The organism is Streptomyces sp. NPDC045695, assembly GCF_056432025.1.
In genome coordinates, this window is sequence record NZ_JBWKJU010000001.1 from 340109 (window position 1) to 357402 (window position 17294).

A 17294-nucleotide genomic window follows, 5' to 3' on the forward strand; every position below is an offset into this window, starting at 1 on the left:
GCCGTGAAGACCGATGCCCGGCGCCACCACGACCCGGCGGTGCGCGGTTTCGCGAGCGACAACTACGCGGGGGTGCATCCCGAGGTCCTGGCCGCCGTCGCGCTCGCCAACGGCGGCCACCAGGTCGCCTACGGCGAGGACGACTACACGGAACACCTCCAGAAGGTCATCCGCAGCCACTTCGGGCCGTACGCGGAAGCCTTCCCGGTCTTCAACGGCACCGGCGCCAACGTCACCGCCCTCCAGGCGATGACGGACCGCTGGGGAGCGGTGATCTGCGCCAAGAGCGCCCACATCAACGTGGACGAGGGCGGCGCTCCCGAGCGGATGGCGGGCCTCAAGCTGCTCGCGGTCCCGACTCCGGACGGCAAGCTCACGCCCGAGCTGATCGACCAGGAGGCCTGGGGCTTCGAGGACGAGCACCGGGCGATGCCGCAGGTCGTGTCGATCACCCAGAACACCGAGCTGGGGACCGTCTACACGCCCGACGAGATCCGCGCGATCTGCGAGCACGCGCACGGGCTCGGCATGAAGGTCCATCTCGACGGGGCCCGGATAGCCAACGCCGCCGCCTCGCTCGACGTGCCGATGCGCGCCTTCACGAACGCGGTGGGCGTCGACGTGCTGTCGTACGGCGGCACGAAGAACGGCATGATGTTCGGCGAGGCCGTGGTGGTGCTCAACCCGGACGCGGTCCGGCAGATGAAGCACATCCGCAAGATGTCGATGCAGCTCGCGTCCAAGATGCGCTTCGTGTCGGTCCAGCTGGAGGCGCTGCTCGCCAAGGACCTGTGGCTGCGCAACGCCCGGCACGCCAACGCGATGGCGCAGCGGCTGGCCGCCGGCGTGCGCGAGGCGGACGGCGTGGAGATCCTCTACCCGGTCCAGGCGAACGCGGTGTTCGCGCGTCTGCCGCACGAGGTGTCGCGGCGGCTGCAGAAGCGTTTCCGCTTCTACTTCTGGGACGAGGCAGCCGGCGATGTCCGGTGGATGTGCGGTTTCGACACCCAGGAAGAGGACGTGGACGGCTTCCTCCAGGCCCTGAAGGAAGAGCTCGCACGCTAGCCCCCATTGCTGCATAGATATGCCCCCCGCCGTAAATCTATTGATCTACGGTGGGGGCGTAGCTATGCTCCGGGGCATGCAGCTGATCCCTCAGGACCCTGATATCCACGCCTATCTGGCCTCCGACCAGGCGATCGACCACTGGCATCCGCTGGTGCAGGAAACCGCCGACACGCTCTGGCGCACCGCCCCGGACGCATATTCATACGCCGAAGCGGCCTTCGAGTTCGTCCGCGACACCATCCCGCACTCGGCGGACTCCGGTGACCTCCGGGTCTCCTGGCGGGCCTCCGACGTCCTCGCCACGCGCAACGGCATCTGCTACGCCAAGTCCCACGCCCTCGTCGCCCTGCTGCGCGCCCAGGGCATCCCGGCGGGCCTGTGCTACCAGCGCCTGGTGGACGACGACGGCGCGAACCCCATGGTCCACGGGCTGGTCGCCCTGCGGCTGCCCGGCGCGGAGCGGTGGGTCCGCCTGGACCCGCGCGGCAACAAGCCCGGCGTGGACGCGCGGTTCAGCCTGGACGAGGAGCGACTGGCCTTCCCCGTACGCCCGGACTGCGGCGAGGTCGACTACCCCGAGCTGTACGCCGCCCCGCACCCGGCCACCCTCACGGCGCTCCAGGGCTCCGCCGACCGGGCGGAGTTGTGGCGAAACCTGCCGACGGCCCTGTGACCGCCTTCCCCGGTGCGGGTCCCCGCCCCGACGCCAGGACGTGCAGCAGGGCGGCGGCGAACTGAAGCCCGGCGATCCCGGTCAGCAGCAGCCCCGCGGGCGCGGCGGCCGCGAGCCCCACCAGGGCCGCGCCGGCCGACGCGGCCGTCATCTTCAAGCCCGCCCCCAGGGTGAACACCTGGGTCCGCACCCCCGCCGGGGCGTACTCCGCGCGGATCCGCAGGGTGGCCGTGAGCAGCGGCCCGTCGCACACCCCGGCCACCGCGAAGAGCGCCGCCGTGAGGGCGACGGACGGCGTGAACGCGGCCGCCGTCAGCGCCACCCCCGTCCCGGTCAGCGCCCACCGCACCAGCCGGCCCGGCTCCACCGACGTCATGCGGCCCAGCGTGAGCGAGCCCGCCAAGGCGCCCACCGCGAAGGCCGTCATCAGCACGCCGCCGGCGCCGGGGCTGCCGAGCCCGGTGGCCAGCAGCACCGAGGTGGTGGTGAGGGAGCCGATGCCGACGAACGCGAGCGTCGTGGCCGAGGTGATCGCCCGCAGTTCCCGGACCCGCCACAGCGCCGCCAGCCCCGCACCCACCCCGGCCCGGGGCCCGCTCCGGGTCCCCGCGGCGCCCCGGTCCTCGTACGCCAGGGTCGCGGCCAGCGCCGCAGCCAGCGCCCCGGACACCGCCAGGGCCCCCATCGCCGGCCCGGCCGAGACCGTCGCCGCGATCAGGCTCACCACCGCCGGGGCGGTGACCGCCGCGGCGTTGTAGGTGGAGGCGTCCCAGCCGTACGCGCGGTCCCGCCCGGGGCCGGCCGGGACCAGCCCGGTGACCAGGCTGGAGAGCCCGCCCGTGACCATCGGCCCACAGGTCCCGCCGAGCACCGCCACGGCGAGCACCAGCGCCCCCGGCGCCCGGCCCAGCAGCACCGACAGCGCCGCCACGGCGGCCGTGAACGTGGCGAGCGCGCCGACGTGGAACAGCCGGGGCCTGCGGGTGCGGCCCGCTGCGACGCCCGCGAGCGGAGCCGCCAGCACGTTCGGAACCAGCCAGGCCGTCAGCACGAACGCCCCGTGCGCCGCGCTCCCGGTGCGTTCCAGGGCGAGGAGCACCACGGCCATGCCCATGCCCTCGTTCGCGAACCTGGCCGCCAGTGCCGCCGCCAGATACCGCCCGAACCCGCCCATTCCGCCCCCCGCGTGATGTAACGTGATAGCTGGAAAAGACGTTACGTCATGTTGGTGTAGTGGGAAAGGATCCGGGCATGGCGCAGCCCCGAGGAGGCTTCTCGGCGGCGCGACGGCTGATCGACCTCGCCGAGGCGGTCCGCGCGACCCCCGAACTGCCGCGCGCCGACCTGGCGGAGCTCCTCGCCGCGCACGGGGAGCGCCCCGCCGACCTCACCGAGCGGGCGTTCCCCGAGGCGAGCGCGGCCGAACTGCGCGCCGCCGCCCGGCGGATGGGGGCGGTGCTCGCCGAGCGCGACGAGGACCGTGCCGCGCAGGCGCTCAACGCGCTGTTCGAGGAGTGCGGCACCCGGCCCCGGCTCACCCGGCACGACGGCCACCCCTGGCACCTGCACGCCGACCGGGGTGAGGGGGCCGGCTGGGGGGACTGGTTCCTGGCCTCGGGCGCCCTCGCGCTCGCCCAGCTGCTCACCGAGTACGGGCGGATCGCCTGGGGGGCCTGCGCGGCCGAGGGCTGCGGGCGGTTCTTCCTCGCCACCGGGCCGGGCAGTGCGCGCCGCTACTGCACCACCACCTGTGCGACGCGGGTCCGTGTCACCGCCCACCGGCGCCGGAAGCTGCAGACCTGATAGGAAACTTTCTTGTCAGACCTCGTTGTCAGCTTGGCATGAGCATGAGTATCTTCGGCCTACCGGAACCCCTCCCGCCGGAACTCTCCCACCGGAAGGCCCCCCATGCGTTTCGGATTACCCGCAGGCCTCGGCGCCCTCGCCCTCGGCCTCGCGGTGACCCTGGTCCCCGCCCCCACCAGCGCCACGCCCGCCATGCCGTCCACGCCAGCCACACCCGCGACGCAGGCCGCGGCCCCTGCCGCGTTCGCCCATCCCGGAGTGCTCAACAGCCGTGCCCAGCTGGACTTCGTCCGTACGCAGGTGCAGGCCGGCCGGCAGCCGTGGAAGGCCGCGTACGACCAGATGCTGGCGAGCAAGTACGGTTCGCTGTCGCGCACCCCCAAGCCGCGCGAGGTCGTCGAGTGCGGCTCCTACTCGAACCCGAACATCGGCTGTTCGGACGAGCGTGAGGACGCCATCGCCGCGTACAGCCAGGCGCTCGCCTGGTACATCACCCGCGACAGCCGCCATGCGAAGAAGTCGATCGAGCTGATGGACGCCTGGTCCGCGAAGATCAAGGACCACACCAACAGCAACGCGCCGCTGCAGAGTGGCTGGGCGGGCTCCACCTGGCCGCGCGCCGCCGAGATCATCAAGCACACGTACACCGGCGGCTGGCCGAACCAGGGCCGCTTCGCGACCATGCTGCGCGACGTCTACCTGCCCGAAGTGATCAACGGCAGGCCGAACAGCAACGGCAACTGGGAACTGATCATGATGGACGCCGCGGTCGGGATCACGGTCCACCTCGACGACCGGGCCGGATACGACAAGGCGATGGGCATCTACCTCGGTCGCGTCCCCGCCTACTTCTACCTGGCCTCCGACGGTGCGCAGCCCGCGTACCCGCCGCGCTCGTCCATCGACACCCGCGGCGAGCTGATCGACTACTGGCACGGCCAGAGCACCTTCGTGGACGGCCTCGCCCAGGAGACCTGCCGGGACTTCGGCCACACCGGCATGGGGATCGCCGCGGCCCTGCACGTCGCCGAGACCTCGCGGATCCAAGGCCGCGACCTCTACCCGCAGTTCAACGACCGGCTGCGGCACGCGCTCGGCTTCCACGCCACGTACGAACTCGGCGCGCCCGTGCCCTCCTGGCTGTGCGGCGGAAGCCTGACCAAGGGCCTCGGCCCGGCGACCGAGGTCGGCTACAACGCCCTGCACACCCGGCTCGGCGTCACCATGGAGAACACCCGCAGGCTCACCGAGGGCAGGCGCCCGGCGGGCACGGAGAACCACTTCGAGGCCTGGGAGACCCTGACCCACGCCGAGAACCCCAACTGAGCCCGGCGGGCGGGGGCGTCGCGGCGGTCAGCCCGCTTCGCGGACCTGGGCCGCCGTCGGCGCGGTGCCGCCCAGGTGGGCCGGCAGCCACCAGGAGTCCTCGGGGCCGCTGGGCTTGGCCGGATAGGCGCGCTGGGCCGCGTCCAGCAGCTCCTGCACGCGCTCGCGCAGCCGCCGCGTGATGGCGCCGGCGAACTGGTCGGCCGGGGCCTCCATGGGCTCGCCCACGCGCATGGTCACGGGGATGTGGCTGCGCTTGAGGTCCTTCGGGCGCCCCTTGGTCCACAGCCGCTGCGTGCCCCACAGCGCCACCGGGATCAGCGGGACCCCGGCATCCTGCGCCATGCGCGCCGCACCCGACTTGAAGCTCTTGAGCGTGAACGACTGGGAGATCGTCGCCTCGGGGAAGACCCCGATGATCTCGCCCGACCGCAGCGAGTCCAGGGCGTGCTGGTAGGCGGCCTCACCCTGCTTGCGGTCGACGGGGATGTGCTTCATCGCGCGCATCAGCGGACCGGACACCTTGTGCCGGAACACCGAGTCCTTGGCCATGAAGCGCACCAGGCGCTTCTGCGGCCGCGCGGTCAGACCGGCGAAGATGAAGTCGAGGTATCCGATGTGGTTCGACACCAGGACCGCGCCGCCCTTGCGGGGGATGTTGTCGGTGCCCTGCATGTCGATACGGATGTCGAGCGCACGGAAGAGTCCGTGCGCGGCACCGATCACGGGAGGGTAGACGAGCTCAGCCATTGGGGAGACCCCGCTTTCTGCCTGGGGAGGTGCTCCCGGCCGGAAGTTACGGAAGCGTAGGTACGCGACCATGGGGATCGTGCCCCATACGGGGCCCGCTGGCCAGTCCGTAAGCCTTTGCCCGGGGAGATTCTCGTCACGCCGGGGAATGCCGGGGGACCGCGGAGTGCTCCGATCCACGTACCAGCGTACGGGGACGGCGTACGCACACGCAGGCGACGACGGGAGAACGGATGCTCGGGGACGAAGACGGCCGGGCGGTCCGGCCGGAAGGCCGCGGGGACGGCCCGGGGACCCGGCTGGGCGCCGCGGACCTGGGCGCCGAACCGGGCGAGCGGGCCAGCCTGGTGCAGTTCTCCAGCGCCTTCTGCCAGCCCTGCCGGGCCACCCGCAGGATCCTCGCCGAGGTCGCGGCCATGGTCGAGGGGGTCGCGCACATCGAGATCGACGCGGAGGACCGGCTCGACCTCGTACGGGCCCTCGGCATCGAGAAGACCCCGACCGTGCTCGTGCTGGACGCGACGGGCCGGATCGTCCGGCGCGCGGCCGGGATGCCGCGCAAGGTGGATGTGATCGCCGCCCTGGGGGCCGCCGTCTGACGGGCGACGGCGGGGGCGGGCCGGGCGGTGCGGGGGCTCCGGCGGACGCCGCGGGGCGCGGCGCCGGCGCCGGTGCGGCACACCGGACGCGCCGGTGCGCGCGCCGGTGGGCGCGCCCGCACGCAGCGTGACGCGCCTGACATCTGGCCGTTCTCGCTTGACTGTGTCCACGGGAGATCGCCAGGCTGGCGGCATGCGGTATGAACTCCTGCTCTACGGACGGGTCCACGTGGACCTCGCCCGCCACGCGAGCGCGCGCTGTCGGGATCGCTGACGTCCCCGCCCCCCGATCCTCGACAGTGCCCGCGCGTTTCGCGGTAGAAAGCAGAACCCTGATGACTGCTCCGACGGTCCCCACGGTGGCGACGGCCCCGTTCCCCCGCTCCGGCGCCGGCCGCCCCGGCTCGCCCGACCTCCTGCGTTCCGTCTTCCGGCAGCACGCCGCCGGCGTCGCCGTGATCACCGGCCAGGACGACGGGCGGCCGGTGGGCTTCACCGCCACCTCGCTCAACTCCGTCTCCGCCGACCCTCCGCTGCTGTCCTTCACGATCGCCACCGGGGCCTCCAGCTGGCCCGCGGTGCGCGACGGCGAGTACCTCGGGGTCCACATACTCGGCGAGCACCAGCGCGAGCTGGCCGGCCTGTTCGCGCGCAGCGGGGCCGACCGCTTCGGCCCGGCCACCGGCTGGAGCGAGGGGCCGCACGGGGTCCCGGTGCTGGACGGCGTACTGGCGTGGCTGGTCTGCCGCGTCGTGGCCCGGGTGCCCGCGGGCGAGCACCGTGTGATCATCGCGGAGGCGGTCGTGGGGGACCCTGCGGGGGAAGGCCGCCCCCTGCTGTACCACCAGGGACGCTTCAACGCGTTGCGTGACTGAATCGTCCCTGCTCGGGCGTCTCGGGCGGCGTTGGGCAGATCACAGTTGACCGGCCTTGCGATGTGGCCGCACCCGCTGTGTACTGACGAGTAACATTCCCTTCGGAGCGCGGGCCGCCCCGACCGGGATCCGCCCGACAAGGCGCCTATGCTGCCTGCATAAGGCGGTACCAGAAAAGACGATGCGGTAGGAGAGCCGGCGTGAGCCTGAGGATCGTTGTCTGTGTGAAGTACGTCCCCGACGCCACTGGCGACCGGCAGTTCAGCGAGGACCTGACCGTCAACCGTGACGACGTCGACGGCCTGCTGTCGGAGCTCGACGAGTACGCCGTCGAGCAGGCGCTGCAGATCGCCGACGAGGCCGACGACGCCGAGATCACCGTCCTGACGGTGGGTCCCGAGGACGCCAAGGACGCGCTGCGCAAGGCGCTGTCGATGGGCGCCGACAAGGCCATCCACGTCGAGGACGACGACCTGCACGGCTCCGACGTCATGGCCACCTCGCTGGTGCTCGCCAAGGCGATCGAGAAGGCCGGATACGACCTGGTCATCACGGGTATGGCGTCGACCGACGGCACCATGGGCGTCCTCCCGGCGATCCTGGCCGAGCGCCTGGGCGTCCCGCAGGTCACCCTGCTCTCCGAGGTCAAGGTCGAGGACGGCACCGTGACCGGCCGCCGCGACGGCGACACCGCGAGCGAGCAGCTGGAGGCCTCCCTCCCCGCGCTCGTCTCGGTGACGGACCAGTCGGGCGAGGCCCGCTACCCCTCCTTCAAGGGCATCATGGCCGCCAAGAAGAAGCCGGTGGAGTCCTGGGACCTGGAGGACCTGGAGATCGAGGCCGACGAGGTCGGTCTGGAAGGCTCCTGGACCGTGGTCGACGCCGCGGCGCAGCGCCCGGCCCGTACCGCCGGCACGATCGTCAAGGACGAGGGCGAGGGCGGCAAGCAGCTGGCCGAGTTCCTGGCCGGCCAGAAGTTCATCTAAGAGCTTCCGCCGCCCTTCCTTAGCCCCCAGACACTTCGCAATCGCAGGAGAGCAGTCCCATGGCTGAAGTTCTCGTCTACGTCGACCACGTGGACGGCGCCGTCCGCAAGCCCACCCTCGAGCTGCTGACGCTGGCCCGCCGCATCGGCGAGCCCGTCGCCGTCGCCCTGGGCGCCGGTGCCGACGCCACCGCCGCGGTGCTCGCCGAGCACGGCGCGGTCAAGGTCCTCACCGCCGACGCCCCCGAGTTCACCGAGTACCTCGTCGTACCGAAGGTGGACGCGCTCCAGGCCGCGTACGACTCCGTGTCCGCCGCAGGCTCCCTCGCCGCGGTGCTCGTCCCGTCCTCCGCCGAGGGCAAGGAGATCGCGGCCCGCCTCGCGGTCCGCATCGGCTCCGGCATCATCACCGACGCCGTCGACCTGGAGGCGGGTGACGAGGGTCCGGTCGCGACGCAGGCCGCCTTCGCCGCGTCGTTCACCACCAAGTCCCGTGTCTCCAAGGGCACCCCGGTCATCACCGTGAAGCCGAACTCGGCCCCGGTCGAGGCCGCTCCGGCCGCCGGCACCGTCGAGGCGCTCGCCGTCACCTTCGGCGCCCTGGCCACCGGCACCAAGGTCACCGGCCGCACCCCGCGCGAGTCGACCGGCCGCCCCGAGCTGACCGAGGCCGCGATCGTGGTCTCCGGCGGCCGCGGCGTCAACGGCGCCGAGAACTTCCACATCATCGAGGAGCTCGCGGACTCCCTCGGCGCGGCCGTCGGCGCCTCGCGTGCCGCCGTCGACGCCGGCTGGTACCCGCACTCCAACCAGGTCGGCCAGACCGGCAAGTCGGTCTCCCCGCAGCTATACATCGCCTCCGGCATCTCGGGCGCGATCCAGCACCGCGCGGGCATGCAGACCTCGAAGACCATCGTGGCCATCAACAAGGACGCCGAGGCCCCGATCTTCGACCTCGTCGACTACGGCGTGGTCGGCGACCTCTTCGCGGTCGTCCCGCAGCTGACCGAGCAGATCAAGGTCCGCAAGGGCTGACCTGCGCTTCTCTTCTCAGCTTGGTTCTTCTCCGGGGCCGTGTGGTGATTGTCACCGCACGGCCCCGAGTCGTTTGTCCAGGACGGGAGGGGGACCATTGACGGAGCGGAACCCCGTGACTAAATTCTGCTATGCGGATCTAAGCTTCCGTGAAGCGGAAAAGAGGAGAGTGCACGATGGGTCAGCAGGAGAAGGTGGCGACGAGCCTCGCAGGCGCGGTCAGCGAGGGCATCAGCGCCTCCCTCGCGCCGGTGGACGCGGAACTCGCGCGCCACTACCCGGGCGACCCCGGCACCCGGCAGCCGATCCACACCGTCTACGTGCCCGGTGACGTCTTCGCGGCCGACACCATCCGCTCCTGGGGCGACCAGGCCCTCGCCGCGCTCGACGAGCACGCCCCGGACGCCGCCACCTTCGCCCGCGTACTCGGCATCTCCGACGAGCTGGCCGTACCCGTCTACGACCGCGTCCGCGCCAAGCTCGCCTCCGAGCCCGTCGAGGACCTGCGCGTCGACTTCGAGGACGGCTTCGGCGTCCGCTCCGACGAGGAGGAGGACCAGGCCGCGGCCCGCGCCGCCCGCCTCGTCTCGGAGGCGTTCTCCAACGGCACCAACGCCCCGTACATGGGCATCCGCATGAAGTGCATGGAGTCCAACGTCCGCGACCGCGGCATCCGCACCACGGACATCTTCCTCTCCGGGCTGCTGGAGCACGGCGGCCTGCCGGAGGGGCTGGTCCTGACCCTCCCCAAGGTCACCTACGCCGAGCAGGTCAGCGCCTTCGTCAAGCTCCTGGAGGCCTTCGAGACGGCCCGCGGCCTGCGCCCGGGCCGGATCGGCTTCGAGATCCAGATCGAGACCAGCCAGTCCATCCTGGCCTCCGACGGCACCGCCACCGTCGCCCGCATGATCGAGGCCTCCAAGGGCCGCGCCACCGGCCTGCACTACGGCACCTTCGACTACAGCGCCTGCGTCGGCGTCTCCGCCGCCTACCAGGCCAGCGACCACCCCGCCGCCGACCATGCGAAGGCGATCATGCAGGTCGCCGCCGCCGGCACCGGCGTGCGCGTCTCCGACGGCTCGACGAACGTGCTGCCCATCGGCACCACCGCGAAGGTCCACGAGGGCTGGAAGCTGCACTACGGCCTCACCCGCCGCGCCCTGGCCCGCGCCTACTACCAGGGCTGGGACATGCACCCGGCGCACCTGCCGACCCGCTACGCGGCCGTCTTCACCTTCTACCGCGAGGGTCTTGAGACCGCCGCCGCGCGCCTGAAGGCGTACGTCGCCAAGATCGAGGGCGACGTGATGGACGAGCCCGCCACCGCCAAGGCGCTGGCCGGCTACCTGGTCCGCGGCCTCGACTGCGGCGCGGTGGGGCCGGAGGAGGTCACGGCCCTGACCGGCCTGACCCGCGCGGAACTGGACGCCTTCGCCATCCCGCGGCGCTCGGCGACGCTGACGGCGTCCGCCTGAGCCTGACGCGCGGTACCCCCGGGGCCCGGCCGGGCGCCCCCGGCGCGCCGCAGCGGCTCGGCCGTGCCCGTGCCGCGCACCTCATCGGCTGACGGGCGGGAGCTCGCCCGAGCCGCGGGGGACCAGGCGGGTCGGGAGTTCGATGCGGGTCGGGGGCGCGGCGGCCCCCGCCAGGCGTTGGAAGAGGCGGTCCGTCGCCACCCGGCCCAGGGCCGCGGGGTCCTGGGCGACCACCGTGACGCCCGGGCGGAGCAGGTCGGCCAGTTCGAAGTCGTCGAAGCCGACCAGGGCCACCGGGCGGTCCAGGGCGGCCAGGACCCGTACCACCGTGACCGTCACGCGGTTGTTGGCCGCGAACAGGGCGGTCACCGGCTCCGGACCCGTGACCATGTCCCGGGCCGCCGCCGTGACCCGCCCGGGGCTCGTCGAACCGAGCGAGACCCAGGAATCGGCCACCGCGAGGCCCGCGTGCGTCATCGCCGCCCGGAAGCCGCGCAGACGCTCCGTCGCCGTGTGGATACGGGGGTGGTCGCCGATGAAGCCGATCCGGCGGTGGCCGCCCGCGATGAGATGGGCGACGCCCGTCCGGGCGCCGCCGAAATTGTCCGACAGCACCACGTCCGCGTCGATCCGTCCGGCCGGACGGTCCACGAACACGGTCGCCACACCGGCCCGGATCTCCGGCTCCAGGTAGCGGTGGTCGTCCCCGGCGGGGATCACGATCAGCCCGTCCACCCGGCGGGCGCACAGCGCGAGCGCCAACTCCCGCTCGCGGTCCGGGTCCTCGGCACTGGAACCGTTGATGAGCAGCGCCCCGTGCGCGCGGGCCACCTCCTCCACCGCCCGGCTCAGCGGACCGTAGAAGGGGTCTGCGAGGTCCTCCAGGATCAGGCCCACGGTGGCGGTACGGCCCTTGCGCAGGACGCGGGCGCTGTCGTTGCGGCGAAAGCCCAGCGCCTCGATGGCCTCGTGGACCCGTTTCTCCGTCTCGGGGGTGACGCCCGGTTCGCCGTTGACCACCCGCGACACCGTCTTCAGGCCGACGCCCGCCTGGGCCGCCACGTCCTTCATGGTCGGCCGGTTGCCGTAGCGGGGCTCGGACGGGCGGTGGTGGGGCACGGTCGTGAATCCTCCGGAGGTCTCGGGCGGGGCTGTGACCTTGAGGATAAGCACTCGGCCGAGAGTGAGGTTTCCGTGGCAGGGTGGGGCGGGCAAGCCACTGGGGGCTCCGGACGAGCCATGGGGAGAGGGGTAGACGTGATTGTCTGGATCAACGGCACATTCAGCGCCGGAAAGACCAGCACGGCCCGCGAACTGACCGGAATCCTGCCGGACAGCACCCTGTTCGACCCCGAGTTCATCGGCGACGCGCTGCGCGTACTGCTGCCGCCCAAACGGCTGGCGGAGGTGAGCGACTACCAGGACCTGCCGAGCTGGCGCCGCCTGGTGGTGGACACCGCGGCGGCGATGCTCGCGGAGGTCGGCGGGGTGCTCGTCGTACCGATGACCCTGCTGCGCCAGGACTACCGGGACGAGATCTTCGGCGGGCTGGCGGCGCGCCGGATACCGGTGCGGCACGTGCTGCTGGCCCCGGAGGAAACGATCCTTCGCGAGCGGATCGCCACGCGGGAGGAGCCGGGGGAGCCGTCGGCCGTGGACCTGCGGGTGCGGCAATGGGCGTACGACCACATCCCCGTCTACCAGCAGGCCCTCGGCTGGCTGACCGGCGACGCGCACGTCATCGACAACGGGAGCCTGACCCCCCGGGAGACGGCCCAAAAGATCGCCGAAGCCGTCCGCTCGGAGACGGCCGCGGTCTGCGACATCGTGCAGACCCCGGAGCCCACGGGCGAGACGGTGGCGGCCGGGGTCCTGCTCTTCGACGAGCGGGACCGGGTGCTCCTGGTGGATCCGACGTACAAGGCGGGCTGGGAGTTCCCCGGCGGGGTCGTCGAGGCGGGCGAGGCGCCGGCGCGCGCGGGCGTACGCGAGGTCGCCGAGGAGCTCGGTCTCGTACTCGACGGCGCCCCCGGCCTGTTGGTGGTCGACTGGGAGCCCCCGCAGCCCCCCGGCTACGGGGGCCTGCGCCTGCTCTTCGACGGCGGCCGCCTCACGCCGGAGGCGACCGCCCGGCTCCGGCTGCCGGGCCCGGAACTGCGGGCCTGGTGCTTCGTCACGGAGGCCGAGGCCGCCGGCCTCCTCCCGCCGCACCGCCACGAACGCCTGCGCCGGGCCCTGCGCGCCCGCGAACGCGGCCGCCCCCTGTACCTGGAGGCGGGCGTCCCGGTCGGCTGACCGGCCTCAGGCCGGCGGGGTCTGGGCCGCGGCCTCCGCCAGCGCGGCCGCCGTGTCCACCGTCAGGGGATCGCCGTGGCCGAAGCAGGCGACCGAAGGGGCGAGCGCGGCCAGGCGGTGGAAGGTGTCGATCGCCCGGCCGCGGTCCACGTTGAAGACGCCCAGCATCAGCGGGCCGACCGCGGCGACGCAGTCGCCCGTGAACAGCACGCCGTGGCGCGGCAGATGGACGGCGATGCTGCCGTCCGTGTGGCCCGGAGCGTGGACCACGTACGCCCCGTCACCGAAGCCCAGCGCGTCCCCGTCCTCCAACTCGCCGTCGACCGGGGTCGGCGGGGCCTCGGGGACGGTCAGGCCGTGCGCGTACAACGGGATCTCCCAGTCCAGCAGCGCCGGTTCGGGAACGGGCCGCTCGCCGCGGATCACGGGCGCGTCCAGACGGTGCGCCAGCACCCGCGCGCCCCAGCGGGCGCGGAGCTCACCGGCCGCGCCGACGTGGTCGCGGTGGCAGTGCGTGAGGACGATCCGCTCCAGCCGTTCGGGCAGCAGCCCGAGACGGCGGACGGCCCCCTCGATCTCGGCCGCGGACTCGACGTTCCCCGCGTCGATCAGGGTGAGCGCCTCGCCGTCCTGCCAGAGGTAGGCCTGGCCGATCGGGAAGCGGAGCATGTGCAGCCGGTTCGGCAGTACTTCGACAAGATCCATACCTCGAACGTATGCGCCCCCGCCCGCTCGCGGCAGGCGACTTCACCCGGAGCGAAGTACGCCCAGGGCGCACTGACGAGCGCGCCCCGGGCGTACCTGCACCTGCACCCGCACCTGCCGCGGGGCTCAGCCGCGCTTGGACTCCGCGTAGTTGACCAGGAAGAGCGCCTCGGCCACCGACAGCCGCTCCAGCTCCTGCGGCGACACGCTCTCGTTCACCGCGTGGATCTGCGCCTCCGGCTCGCTCAGCCCGATCAGCAGCATCTCCGCCTCCGGGTACAGCGACGTCAGCGTGTTGCACAGCGGGATCGAACCGCCCATGCCGCTGATCTGCATCTCCTGGCCGGGGTACGCGGTCTCCAGCGCGGCCCGCATCGACGCGTACGCCGGGCTGTCGGTGTCGGCCTGGAACGGCTGGCCCTGGCCCACCACTTCGAGTTCGAGGCGCGCCTGCCACGGCGTGTGGGCCTCCAAGTGGGCCTGCAGCAGCTTGATGGCCTCGGTCGTGTCCGTGCCCGGCGGTACCCGCAGACTGATCAGCGCGCCCGCGCTCGCGTGCACCGACGGCGTCGCCCCGACCACCGGCGGGCAGTCGATGCCGAGCACCGTCACGGCCGGGCGGGCCCACAGCCGGTCCGCGATCGTGCCGTCACCGATCAGCTCGACCCCGTCCAGGACCTTCGCGTCGGCGCGGAAGTCGGCCTCCGGGTACTGCAGGCCCTCCCACACTGCGTCCGAGGCGAGCCCGTCCACGGTCGTCGAACCGTCCGCGGCGCGCAGCGAGTCGAGCACCCGGATCAGCGCGGCCAGCGCGTCGGGGGCGGCGCCGCCGAACATGCCGGAGTGCAGGTTGCCGCCCAGCGTGTCGATCTTCACCTTGAGCAGGCACATGCCGCGCAGGGTGGCCGTCACCGTCGGCAGACCGAGGCGGAAGTTGCCCGCGTCGCCGATGACGATGGTGTCGGCGCTCAGCAGCTCCGGGTGGGCCTCGGCGTACTGCTGGAGGCCGCCGGTTCCCTGCTCCTCCGACCCTTCGAGGATCATCTTCACGCTCACCGGCACACCGCCGTTGGCCTTCAGCGCGCGCAGCGCCAGCAGGTGCATGATGAACCCGCCCTTGCAGTCGGCCGCGCCGCGCCCGTACCAGCGGCCGTCGCGCTCGGTCAGCTCGAAGGCCGGGGAGATCCAGGCGGCGTCGTCCAGCGGCGGCTGGACGTCGTAGTGCGCGTAGAGCAGGACGGTCGGCGCGCCCTCCGGGCCGGGCAGGAAGCCGTACACGGACTGGGTGCCGTCGGGGGTGTCGAGCAGCGCCAGGTCCTGGAAGCCCTCGGCGCGCAGGGCGTCGAGCACCCAGTTCGCGGCCGCCTCGCTCTCGCTCTTGGGGAACTGCGCCCAGTCCGCCACCGACTGGAAGGCCACCAGCTCCGTCAGCTCCTGCTTGGCGCGGGGCATCAGCGAGGCGATGGTCTCGGCGATCGGATTCTGGGACATGGGCACGCTCCTTTTGGGTGCGACGTTGTTCGTTGCGTACGCCGCCCGCATCCGCGGGGTGTGCGTATGCCGGGTACGACGAAAGACAGTCCCGATCCTCGCACAGCAGGGCGGGGCGGCGTCTCGCCGTAGGATTTCCCCGGCATCGGAGCAACCGGGTGATCAGGAGCGGCAACACATCGTGAGCAGCGACGACGACGTACGCGACGCAGGTGCAGACGACGCAGGCGCAGACGCGGCAGGTGCAGACGCCGCGGGCGGGGGCGCAGGCGCCGCGGGCGAGGGCGCAGACGCAGGCACAGGCGCGGCGGCAGGCGAGGGCGAGGGGCGGGCCGCGCGGGACGCGGGCGACGGGGCGGCCGGGGAGACCGGCGAGGTGTGGGACGTGGTCGTGGTCGGAGCGGGACCGGCCGGGGCCTCGGCGGCGTACGCGGCGGCGACGGCCGGACGGCGCGTCCTGCTGCTGGAGAAGTCCGAACTGCCCCGGTACAAGACCTGTGGTGGAGGGATCATCGGCCCCTCGCGCGACGCGCTGCCCCCCGGCTTCGTGCTGCCCCTCAGGGACCGCATCCATGCGGTCACCTTCTCCATGAACGGGAGACTGACCCGCACCCGGCGCTCGAAGCAGATGCTGTTCGGGCTCGTCAACCGCGCCGAGTTCGACGCCGGCCTGGTCGCCGAGGCCGAGAAGGCCGGCGCCACCGTCCGTACGGGTACGGCCGTGGCCCGCGTCGAGCAGCACGGGGCGGCCGTGCCCGACCGGCGCACGATCGCCGTGGTGCTCGCCGACGGGGAGACCGTCCTGGCCCGCGCGGTGGTCGGCGCGGACGGCAGCGCGAGCCGGATCGGCGCGCACGTCGGGGTCGAGATGGACCAGGTGGACCTCGGCCTGGAAGCGGAGATCCCCGTGCCGGAGACGGTCGCGGAGGACTGGAAGGGGCGGGTGCTGATCGACTGGGGTCCGCTGCCCGGCAGTTACGGATGGGTCTTCCCCAAGGGGGACACCCTCACCGTCGGTGTCATCTCGGCCAAGGGCGAAGGCGCCGCGACCAAGCGCTACCTGGACGACTTCATCGCCCGGCTCGGTCTCGCCGGCTTCGAACCGGCCGTCTCCTCGGGGCACCTGACCCGCTGCCGCAAGCCCGAGTCCCCGCTCTCGCGGGGCCGGGTCCTGGTGGCGGGCGACGCGGCCGGCCTCCTGGAGCCGTGGACCCGGGAGGGCATCTCGTTCGCGCTGCGCTCGGGGCGGCTCGCGGGGGAGTGGGCGGTGAAGATCTCCGAGGCTCAGGACGCGGTGGACGCGCGCCGCCAGGCCCTGAACTACGCCTTCGCGGTGAAGGCGGGACTGGGCGTGGAGATGGGGATCGGCCGGCGGATGCTGACCCTCTTCGAGGCCAAGCCGGGCCTGTTGCACGCGGCGATCACCGGGCTCCGTCCGGCGTGGCGGGCCTTCGCCCGCATCACGCGCGGCGCGACGACCCTGGCCGACCTGGTCCGTACCTCCCCGCTGGCCCGCAAGGCGCTGCACGCCCTGGACGCCCGGCAGGCGGCCCGTGGCGGCGGCCAGGGATAGGGGCCAGGGACAGGGGAGAGGTTCGCCGGGGCGGGGAAGGAGGCGTGGCCGGTCCTGTCGGGACCTGCCGCGCACCTCCCTTCCGCCCCCCCCGGGAACGGGGCCGGCCAGGCGCGCGTCAGGTCAGTTCGACACCGTGATGCGGAAGACCGGGTGGTCGGCGGCGGCCGCCTGGAGCTCCGCGTCGGACGACTTCGCGTCGACCCCCTGGAAGAACTGGTTGACCTCCCAGCCCCACCGCTCCAGGTAGGTGCGCAGGACGGCGGCGTGCAGGACCGGGTCGGTCAACTCGGTGGCGGTGAAGGCGCGCACCTTGCGCCCCACCCGCAGCTCGCCGCCATTCGCGACCCGCATGTTGCGCACCCACTGGGAGTGGCCGCGGGCCGAGACCAGGTACTGGGCGCCCCCGTGCGTGTGCGGGTTGACCGGGATCCGCTGCATCTGGCCGGACTTGCGGCCGCGGACCGACAGCTCGGCGCTGCCGGCCAGGCTGATGCCGAAGCGTGCCAGCTTGCCCAGGAGCGCGTTGAAGCGGGTGGCGAACGGGCCGGCCTGGACGTAGTACGGGGTGGGCGCGTTCACGGGGACCTCCGGGGCTGATTCCGCATGGGGGAGAGCACTGCTCTCGCTTGAGGACA

The 17294-nt window shown here is 72.7% G+C and carries 17 protein-coding genes; 11 read left to right on the top strand and 6 right to left on the bottom strand.

Going from position 1 to position 17294, the window contains the following annotated elements:
- Positions 1-3: 3 nt before the first annotated feature.
- Both AC07DU_RS01565 and AC07DU_RS01570 read left to right on the top strand, forming a co-directional pair.
- Positions 4-1065, top strand: coding sequence for a threonine aldolase family protein (locus AC07DU_RS01565; RefSeq protein WP_360899414.1), 1062 nt, complete (start codon positions 4-6; stop codon positions 1063-1065).
- Positions 1066-1141: 76 nt separating this feature from the next.
- A complete protein-coding gene (locus tag AC07DU_RS01570; protein ID WP_479109006.1) occupies positions 1142-1741 on the top strand; it encodes a transglutaminase-like domain-containing protein in 600 nt (199 codons plus the stop codon).
- Here AC07DU_RS01570 and AC07DU_RS01575 read toward each other — a convergent pair.
- Positions 1677-2915: an MFS transporter gene (locus AC07DU_RS01575; RefSeq protein ID WP_479109008.1), complete on the bottom strand. Its 1239-nt coding sequence runs from the start codon at positions 2913-2915 to the stop codon at positions 1677-1679. The genes AC07DU_RS01570 and AC07DU_RS01575 overlap by 65 nt on opposite strands.
- Before the next feature lie 77 nt (positions 2916-2992).
- On the opposite strand from AC07DU_RS01575, the gene AC07DU_RS01580 reads away from it, so the two are divergent.
- Together AC07DU_RS01580 and AC07DU_RS01585 are read left to right on the top strand one after the other, a co-directional pair.
- Positions 2993-3544 (top strand): CGNR zinc finger domain-containing protein, encoded by a 552-nt coding sequence (locus AC07DU_RS01580; protein ID WP_479109010.1) that lies wholly within the window; start codon positions 2993-2995, stop codon positions 3542-3544.
- Between the two features lie 105 nt (positions 3545-3649).
- Positions 3650-4873: an alginate lyase family protein gene (locus AC07DU_RS01585; protein ID WP_479109012.1), complete on the top strand. Its 1224-nt coding sequence runs from the start codon at positions 3650-3652 to the stop codon at positions 4871-4873.
- A 27-nt stretch (positions 4874-4900) separates the two neighbouring features.
- Here AC07DU_RS01585 and AC07DU_RS01590 read toward each other — a convergent pair whose 3' ends face one another.
- Positions 4901-5623, bottom strand: coding sequence for a lysophospholipid acyltransferase family protein (locus tag AC07DU_RS01590; RefSeq protein ID WP_479034778.1), 723 nt, complete (start codon positions 5621-5623; stop codon positions 4901-4903).
- A gap of 233 nt (positions 5624-5856) precedes the next feature.
- Between AC07DU_RS01590 and AC07DU_RS01595 the strand changes: the two genes are divergently transcribed.
- From AC07DU_RS01595 to AC07DU_RS01615, 5 genes are all read left to right on the top strand, one after another.
- Positions 5857-6222: a TlpA family protein disulfide reductase gene (locus tag AC07DU_RS01595; RefSeq protein WP_360899397.1), complete on the top strand. Its 366-nt coding sequence runs from the start codon at positions 5857-5859 to the stop codon at positions 6220-6222.
- A gap of 335 nt (positions 6223-6557) precedes the next feature.
- On the top strand, positions 6558-7097 hold the full coding sequence (locus AC07DU_RS01600) for a flavin reductase family protein (RefSeq protein WP_453371174.1): 540 nt from the start codon (positions 6558-6560) through the stop codon (positions 7095-7097).
- Positions 7098-7297: 200 nt separating this feature from the next.
- A complete protein-coding gene (locus AC07DU_RS01605; protein ID WP_360899391.1) occupies positions 7298-8083 on the top strand; it encodes an electron transfer flavoprotein subunit beta/FixA family protein in 786 nt (261 codons plus the stop codon).
- Between the two features lie 59 nt (positions 8084-8142).
- Positions 8143-9117, top strand: a complete 975-nt coding sequence (locus AC07DU_RS01610; RefSeq protein ID WP_360899388.1) for an electron transfer flavoprotein subunit alpha/FixB family protein — start codon at positions 8143-8145, stop codon at positions 9115-9117.
- 176 nt (positions 9118-9293) lie between these two features.
- Entirely contained in the window at positions 9294-10592 is a 1299-nt protein-coding gene (locus tag AC07DU_RS01615; protein ID WP_479109015.1) for a DUF6986 family protein, read from the top strand.
- An 81-nt stretch (positions 10593-10673) separates the two neighbouring features.
- On the opposite strand, the gene AC07DU_RS01620 is transcribed toward AC07DU_RS01615, so the two are convergent.
- Positions 10674-11663, bottom strand: coding sequence for a LacI family DNA-binding transcriptional regulator (locus AC07DU_RS01620; protein ID WP_479109359.1), 990 nt, complete (start codon positions 11661-11663; stop codon positions 10674-10676).
- A gap of 186 nt (positions 11664-11849) precedes the next feature.
- Between AC07DU_RS01620 and AC07DU_RS01625 the strand changes: the two genes are divergently transcribed.
- Entirely contained in the window at positions 11850-12887 is a 1038-nt protein-coding gene (locus AC07DU_RS01625) for an NUDIX hydrolase (protein WP_479109017.1), read from the top strand.
- Positions 12888-12893: 6 nt separating this feature from the next.
- Here AC07DU_RS01625 and AC07DU_RS01630 read toward each other — a convergent pair whose 3' ends face one another.
- Positions 12894-13592 carry an MBL fold metallo-hydrolase gene (locus AC07DU_RS01630; RefSeq protein ID WP_360899379.1) on the bottom strand — a complete coding sequence of 233 codons (699 nt, stop codon included), beginning with the start codon at positions 13590-13592 and terminating at the stop codon, positions 12894-12896.
- A 126-nt stretch (positions 13593-13718) separates the two neighbouring features.
- Positions 13719-15083: a dipeptidase gene (locus AC07DU_RS01635; protein ID WP_360899376.1), complete on the bottom strand. Its 1365-nt coding sequence runs from the start codon at positions 15081-15083 to the stop codon at positions 13719-13721.
- 376 nt (positions 15084-15459) lie between these two features.
- Here AC07DU_RS01635 and AC07DU_RS01640 point away from each other — a divergent pair, with 376 nt between their 5' ends.
- Positions 15460-16656: a geranylgeranyl reductase family protein gene (locus tag AC07DU_RS01640; RefSeq protein ID WP_479109361.1), complete on the top strand. Its 1197-nt coding sequence runs from the start codon at positions 15460-15462 to the stop codon at positions 16654-16656.
- A 123-nt stretch (positions 16657-16779) separates the two neighbouring features.
- Here AC07DU_RS01640 and AC07DU_RS01645 read toward each other — a convergent pair whose 3' ends face one another.
- Positions 16780-17238: a nitroreductase/quinone reductase family protein gene (locus AC07DU_RS01645; RefSeq protein ID WP_479034764.1), complete on the bottom strand. Its 459-nt coding sequence runs from the start codon at positions 17236-17238 to the stop codon at positions 16780-16782.
- Between the last annotated feature and the right edge of the window lie 56 nt (positions 17239-17294).

Excerpts from the sequence above, each read along its gene's own strand:
- AC07DU_RS01570 (WP_479109006.1), top strand. The coding sequence starts at position 1,142 with ATGCAGCTGATCCCTCAGGACCCTGATATCCACGCCTATCTGGCCTCC.
- AC07DU_RS01575 (WP_479109008.1), bottom strand. The coding sequence starts at position 2,915 with ATGGGCGGGTTCGGGCGGTATCTGGCGGCGGCACTGGCGGCCAGGTTC.
- AC07DU_RS01580 (WP_479109010.1), top strand. The coding sequence starts at position 2,993 with ATGGCGCAGCCCCGAGGAGGCTTCTCGGCGGCGCGACGGCTGATCGAC.
- AC07DU_RS01585 (WP_479109012.1), top strand. The coding sequence starts at position 3,650 with ATGCGTTTCGGATTACCCGCAGGCCTCGGCGCCCTCGCCCTCGGCCTC.
- AC07DU_RS01590 (WP_479034778.1), bottom strand. The coding sequence starts at position 5,623 with ATGGCTGAGCTCGTCTACCCTCCCGTGATCGGTGCCGCGCACGGACTC.
- AC07DU_RS01595 (WP_360899397.1), top strand. The coding sequence starts at position 5,857 with ATGCTCGGGGACGAAGACGGCCGGGCGGTCCGGCCGGAAGGCCGCGGG.
- AC07DU_RS01600 (WP_453371174.1), top strand. The coding sequence starts at position 6,558 with ATGACTGCTCCGACGGTCCCCACGGTGGCGACGGCCCCGTTCCCCCGC.
- AC07DU_RS01610 (WP_360899388.1), top strand. The coding sequence starts at position 8,143 with ATGGCTGAAGTTCTCGTCTACGTCGACCACGTGGACGGCGCCGTCCGC.
- AC07DU_RS01615 (WP_479109015.1), top strand. The coding sequence starts at position 9,294 with ATGGGTCAGCAGGAGAAGGTGGCGACGAGCCTCGCAGGCGCGGTCAGC.
- AC07DU_RS01620 (WP_479109359.1), bottom strand. The coding sequence starts at position 11,663 with ATGAAGGACGTGGCGGCCCAGGCGGGCGTCGGCCTGAAGACGGTGTCG.
- AC07DU_RS01630 (WP_360899379.1), bottom strand. The coding sequence starts at position 13,592 with ATGGATCTTGTCGAAGTACTGCCGAACCGGCTGCACATGCTCCGCTTC.
- AC07DU_RS01635 (WP_360899376.1), bottom strand. The coding sequence starts at position 15,083 with ATGTCCCAGAATCCGATCGCCGAGACCATCGCCTCGCTGATGCCCCGC.